Source organism: Streptomyces sp. NPDC048411 (assembly GCF_040704695.1).
Lineage (GTDB): Bacteria > Actinomycetota > Actinomycetes > Streptomycetales > Streptomycetaceae > Streptomyces.
Genome location: NZ_JBEZKL010000248.1, coordinates 1 through 5,174, shown reverse-complemented (window position 1 = coordinate 5,174; position 5,174 = coordinate 1). Strand labels below are relative to the sequence as shown.

The 5,174-nt window shown below is 69.6% G+C and carries 6 protein-coding genes and 2 pseudogenes; 6 read left to right on the top strand and 2 right to left on the bottom strand.

The window, feature by feature from the left end:
* The first annotated feature begins 109 nt into the window (after positions 1-109).
* Positions 110-304: a hypothetical protein gene (locus AB0915_RS38220; protein WP_366695882.1), complete on the top strand. Its 195-nt coding sequence runs from the start codon at positions 110-112 to the stop codon at positions 302-304.
* Between the two features lie 10 nt (positions 305-314).
* On the opposite strand, the gene AB0915_RS38215 is transcribed toward AB0915_RS38220, so the two are convergent.
* Positions 315-1,301: an alpha/beta hydrolase gene (locus tag AB0915_RS38215; RefSeq protein ID WP_366695878.1), complete on the bottom strand. Its 987-nt coding sequence runs from the start codon at positions 1,299-1,301 to the stop codon at positions 315-317.
* 181 nt (positions 1,302-1,482) lie between these two features.
* Between AB0915_RS38215 and AB0915_RS38210 the strand changes: the two genes are divergently transcribed.
* From AB0915_RS38210 to AB0915_RS38190, 5 genes and pseudogenes are all read left to right on the top strand, one after another.
* On the top strand, positions 1,483-2,067 hold the full coding sequence (locus tag AB0915_RS38210; RefSeq protein ID WP_366695880.1) for an XRE family transcriptional regulator: 585 nt from the start codon (positions 1,483-1,485) through the stop codon (positions 2,065-2,067).
* 147 nt (positions 2,068-2,214) lie between these two features.
* Positions 2,215-2,829 carry a TetR/AcrR family transcriptional regulator gene (locus tag AB0915_RS38205; protein ID WP_366695876.1) on the top strand — a complete coding sequence of 205 codons (615 nt, stop codon included), beginning with the start codon at positions 2,215-2,217 and terminating at the stop codon, positions 2,827-2,829.
* Entirely contained in the window at positions 2,829-3,401 is a 573-nt protein-coding gene (locus AB0915_RS38200; RefSeq protein ID WP_366695874.1) for an SRPBCC domain-containing protein, read from the top strand. The genes AB0915_RS38205 and AB0915_RS38200 overlap by 1 nt, the downstream gene beginning before the upstream one ends.
* Before the next feature lie 222 nt (positions 3,402-3,623).
* Positions 3,624-3,806: pseudogene (locus AB0915_RS38195) on the top strand (DDE-type integrase/transposase/recombinase); the annotation flags it as partial.
* 344 nt (positions 3,807-4,150) lie between these two features.
* Positions 4,151-4,780 carry a class I SAM-dependent methyltransferase gene (locus tag AB0915_RS38190; protein WP_366695872.1) on the top strand — a complete coding sequence of 210 codons (630 nt, stop codon included), beginning with the start codon at positions 4,151-4,153 and terminating at the stop codon, positions 4,778-4,780.
* Here the strand turns inward: AB0915_RS38190 and AB0915_RS38185 are convergent.
* Positions 4,777-5,077, bottom strand: a pseudogene (locus tag AB0915_RS38185) (transposase); the annotation flags it as partial. The gene AB0915_RS38190 and the pseudogene AB0915_RS38185 overlap by 4 nt on opposite strands.
* Between the last annotated feature and the right edge of the window lie 97 nt (positions 5,078-5,174).

Sequence of the window (5,174 nt, the reverse complement as noted above, 5' to 3'; positions counted from 1 at the left end):
CCCCACCGATGATCGAGCCCGGGCAGACCAGCCACCTGCAGGTCCGCCAACGAGATCGACTCGGCGGAACACTTCGCGAGTACCAACGTGCTGCTTCCGAATCGCTCCCGTGTGGCGCTCCCCTGGTGAGTCAGGGATCAAGGCGCTGACACTGAGCGGCCTGAGACAAGACCGCAGCCTCAACGAAGCAGCCGAAAGCGCCGACCCGCTCAGGCTGATGCGCCTGTTCGGCATCACCGAGCAGACCGCCATGCGCTACGTCACCGCCGCCCACCCCGAACGAACCGCCAAGCTGCCCAGGTAGCCCGCCTGGTTCAGCCCTGGAGGGTGGCGAGCCAGTCGGTCAGCAGGCGGTTGACCTCGTCGGGGCGCTCCTGCTGGATCCAGTGGCCGCAGCCGTCCAGGAGGTGGGAGGCGAACAGGGCGGGGAGGGTGGTGCGGTAGGCGTCGATAGCGTCGGCCATCCAGGTGGTGGAGGCGTCCAGGGCGCCGCCGATGAACAGGGCGGGCTGCTTGATCGGGGCGCCGCGGTGGGGGGCGAGGTCTTCCCAGTCGCGGTCCATGTTGCGGTAGCGGTTGAGGGCGCCGGTCAGGCCGGTTCGCTCGAACTCCCCGGCGTAGACGTCGAGATCGTCCTCGCTCAGCCAGGCCGGGAGCCGGCCGGCGGGGAAGCGGTCGCGCAGCCGGCCGCCGCCGGCGACGAAGTGCGGGTCGGGCTCGCCCTGGGCAAGCATGGTGTCGGCGGACAGGGCCGCGTAGAAGCCGGCGAGCCAGCCCCGGACGTCAGGCTCGATCTCCGCCTCGGCGCGGCCGGGCTGCTGGAAGTAGGAGACGTAGAACTCCTGCTCAGGGCCGCCGATCTGGCCGAAGATATCGGTGGGGCGGGGTCCGCCGGGCGGCGCGTACGGGACACTCAGCAGGCCGACAGCGCGGAAGACCTCGGGGTGGAGCAGGGCGGAGGCGGCGGCGATGTTGGAGCCCCAGTCGTGGCCGACGACCACCGCGCTCTCCTCGCCGAGGGCGCGCACGACGGCGACGTTGTCCTCCACCAGGTCGAGCATCCGGTAGGCGTCCGTCGCGGCCGGCTTGGAGGAGCGGCCATAGCCGCGCACGTCGATCGCCACCGCCCGGTAGCCGGCCGCGGCGAGGGCGGGGAGCTGGCGGCGCCAGGAATACCAGGACTCGGGGAAACCGTGCACGAGCAGGACCAGCGGGCCGGTGCCCTGCTCGACCAGGTGCAGGCGCCCGGCCGGGGCCTGGACGTTGCGTTGGCGGACTTCGGCGGACGGCTCGGGCTGCATGGGCTTCTCCTCGGTTCGCGAGCGGACGCGGGTACCCGTCGATCATGCGGCGCGGCGGCCGCCCGACGCGATCAGCGTTGCCATTCTGGCAATCTTGCAGGACAGCGCCAGGAGGCGCCGCCGGAGAAAACGGGAGGCGAGGGTGACGGACGACGACAGCGTGGCCGACACGCTGGCGGCGATGGGGCCCCGGCTGCGGGCCGCGCGCGAGCACCGAGGCGCCACGCTCACCGGCGTCTGCCGGGCGACCGGCATCTCGCCGAGCACGCTGTCGCGGATGGAGACCGGCCGACGCAAGCCCACCTTGGAGGTGGTGCTGCAGCTGGCGAAGGAGTACGGAGTCTCCCTCGACGAGCTGGCCGGCACCGCACCCGCCCCGGCGGCCGGGCCCCGCACCTCGGCACCGCTGAGCTTCGGCGACGACAAGGCGGTGCTGCCGCTGACCCGGTACGTCGGCGGCCTGCACGCCCACAAGCACGTCCTGCCCACCGTCGAGGAGCCGCCCGCACGACCCCGGCAGATCTCCCACGACGGCTACGAGTGGCTGTGCGTCCTGTACGGGCGGCTGTGGCTCGCGCTCGGTGACCAGGACCTCGTCCTGGCCGCCGGGGACGTCGCCGAGTTCGACACCCGCACCCCGCACGGGGTGGCGAACGCCGGACCCGGCGGGCCGGTCGAATACCTGATCATGTTCGGGCCCCAAGGCGAGCGCCTGCGGCCACGCACCCTGCCAGCCACTGGCCCCAGGGTCCGCCAGCCGAATTGAGGCCGGGCGGGTCCACCTGATCACGAGGTCGTTGTGACGTCCTAGTGGTCAGAGGCGAATATTTCGCTACGACTGTTGCGTAAAAGGCAGGGGCGCCCTAGCGTCGATTTACGAAACAGTCATAGCGGAAAGGCGGTGGGTGCGGACGTGGCGCAACGGGGGCGGCCTCGGGATGCGGAGGCGGACGAGCGGATTCTGCGGGTGGCGCTGGGGCAGCTCATGGAGTACGGCTATGCCGGCTTCGTCGTGGACAAGGTCGCCGAGCAGGCCGGGGTGGCCAAGACGACGTTGTACCGGCGTTGGCCGACCAAAGATCACCTGGCCGTCGCGGTGATCGCCCGGATGCAGGACGACGTGGCCGTCCCGGACACCGGGAACGTGCGCGCGGATCTCATCGACTACGTGCAGCAGATCGCTCTGGGACTCAACCGCATGCGCCGCGCCGGACGGCAGCACGAGGCAGACGACCTCTCGGCCGGCGTGGTCGCCGAACTGGTTGCCGCGGCCGCCCGCCATCCCGACACAGGCGTGCTGGTACATGCCGTCTTTGCCCGCCGCAACGAGCTCGTCCTGAGGCTGATCGACCGCGCCCGGCAGCGCGGCGCCCTCCACCCCGCCACCGACCCCGGCCTGCTGTTCGACCAGCTCGCCGGCGCGCTCTACTACCGGCTCCTCATCACCGGCCAACCGATCGACCGCAGCTACGCCGAACGCCTCGTCAACGCCGCCCTCAACGGCGTCCTTCCCCTCCGGGAGAGCTGATGACCGTACTACCGGAAACCGCCGTTCGCCCACCCCGGAAGCGCTTCCGCCTCCGCCGCCGTCGCCTGCTCGCCGTGCTCGCATCCCTCCTCGCCCTGCTCGCGGCCTACACGGGCTGGACCAACACCCGCCCCTACACCCTGAGCGCCTCGGTCGAGCTCGACGCCACCCCGGAGGAGGTCTGGCGAGTCCTCACCGACCTGCCCGCCTATGACGAGTGGAACCCGTTCATCGTCTCCGCCAAGGGCACGGTCAGGATGGACGCCACCCTGCACCTGGTGATGCACGATCAGACCGGAGATACCCCCTTCACTCCTACCGTGCTGGCCGCCGAGGCCGGCAAAGAGCTGCGCTGGATAGGCCGGGTCGGCCCCGGCTGGATCTTCGACGGCGAACACCGTTTCCTGATCGAGCCGTTGGGGGGCAGCCGGGTCAGACTGACCCAGAGCGAGAACTTCACCGGCGTGATGATCCCGTTCTTCCGGGGCACGCTGCACACCAACACCCTGCCGCAGTTCCGCGCGATGAACCAGGCGCTCGCTGCCCGGATCGCCGCCCTCCGGGTCTCATGACCAACCGCGGAGCACCTGCTCGACAGTGTGCGATGGAGCGCGTGAGTTTGTTCAGCGACGCGTCGACTCTGGCCACAGCGTTATCCCCTCACCCCGCGCCGAGGCGACAACCGCGACAGGCGCAGGCAAACAGTGCCGCACCGAGGGCCGTCCCAGGTGGTGGGGGCATTGTCCGGTTCCGGCGGCGGGTAGCCGGCGAGGAAGCCAGAAGAAGACCGGCATGTGATCGTCACGGACAAGCTCCGCTCCTACGGCGCGGCCCACCGCACGGTCATGCCCTGCGTCGAGCACCGTTCCCACAAGGGTCTGAACAACCGGGCCGAGAACAGTCACCAGCCCACCCGGCAACGCGAACGGGCGATGAAAGACTTCCGCAGCGCGGGCGCCACGCAGCGCTTCCTGTCCGCGTTCAGCAGCATCTCACCCCCCACTTCCGGCCCCGCCGCCACCTGATGACCGGCACCCAACACCACACCGAAATGACCGTCCGCTTCACCATCTGGGAACAGATCACCGGCGTCACCGGCCGGCCTCCCGCGGCCTGAACACAGGGCCGGCACCCGGCCCCACCACACCCCAACACACCGTCAGACACCCACACACCCAACAACGTGACAACTCCCTGCTGCGTTCTCCGAACCACTCGGGTTGTCCCGTGACCAGGTGACGGGACGGTCAGTCCCCAGGGAAGGGGGTCGGTATGGGGCCGGAGAACAGCTGCGAACGGCGCGGGTGTTAGCTTCTTTCCCGTGATGGAACACCAGGACGAGACCAGGGCGGCCTACGACGGGGTCGTCGAGCTGTATGCGTCGATGTTCGCTAATCGGTTGGAGACGCAGCCGTTCTCGCGGAACATGATCGGCACCTTCGCCGAGCTGGTGCGCGGGACGGGGAACCCGTGGGCAGCCGACGTCGGGTGCGGGCCCGGACATCTGACGGCCATGCTGCACGACCTGGGGCTGGAGGCCTTCGGGCTCGACCTCTCCCCGGCCATGGTCGACCACGCCCGGCGGGCCCATCCGGCGCTGCGGTTCGACGAGGCGCGAATGGAGGCCCTGCCGGTCGAGGACGGCACGCTCGGCGGAGTGCTGGCCCACTACTCGATGATCCATACCCCGCCTGGGGAATTGCCCGCCCTGCTCGCCGAGCAGGTGCGTGTCCTGGCACCAGGGGGCCTGCTCCTGGTCTCGTTCTTCGCGACCGAGGGACCGGAGCCGGTCCGGTTCGACCACAAGGTGACGCCCGCCTATAGCTGGCCGGTGGACCGGTTCGCCGAGTTGCTGGCCGGGGCCGGGCTCGTCACGGTCGCTCGGCTGCTCCACGACCCGGCCTCCGAGCGGGGCTTCCTCGACGCCCACTTGCTGGCCCGCCTCCACTAGTGTCCTGCGCCGGGAATTCGATCAAGATATGCGGCGAGGCGTTCGAGGATCTCGTCGGCGCTCTTCGTCCAGGCGAAGGGGCGGGGATTCTCGTTCCAGGTCTTGATCCAGTTTCGGATGTCCTTCTCCAGCTCCTGGAGGGACTTGTGGGTGCCGCGCCGTATCTGCTTGTCCGTCAGGAGGCCGAACCACCGCTCGACCTGGTTGAGCCAGGAGGAGTAAGTGGGGGGTGAAGTGCATGTGGAACCGAGGATGGGCCTCCAGCCACTTCCTGACTGCCGGCGACTTGTGAGTGCTGTAGATGCCCCTATGTTTCGTCAAGTGGCTGAAGGTCTCTGTGCGGCCGTCGGAGGCTGCATGTGCCGGTAGAGCTCGCGGGCCACGTAGCGTTTGA

Excerpts from the sequence above, each read along its gene's own strand:
- AB0915_RS38200 (WP_366695874.1), top strand. The coding sequence starts at position 2,829 with ATGACCGTACTACCGGAAACCGCCGTTCGCCCACCCCGGAAGCGCTTC.
- AB0915_RS38215 (WP_366695878.1), bottom strand. The coding sequence starts at position 1,301 with ATGCAGCCCGAGCCGTCCGCCGAAGTCCGCCAACGCAACGTCCAGGCC.
- AB0915_RS38210 (WP_366695880.1), top strand. The coding sequence starts at position 1,483 with ATGGGGCCCCGGCTGCGGGCCGCGCGCGAGCACCGAGGCGCCACGCTC.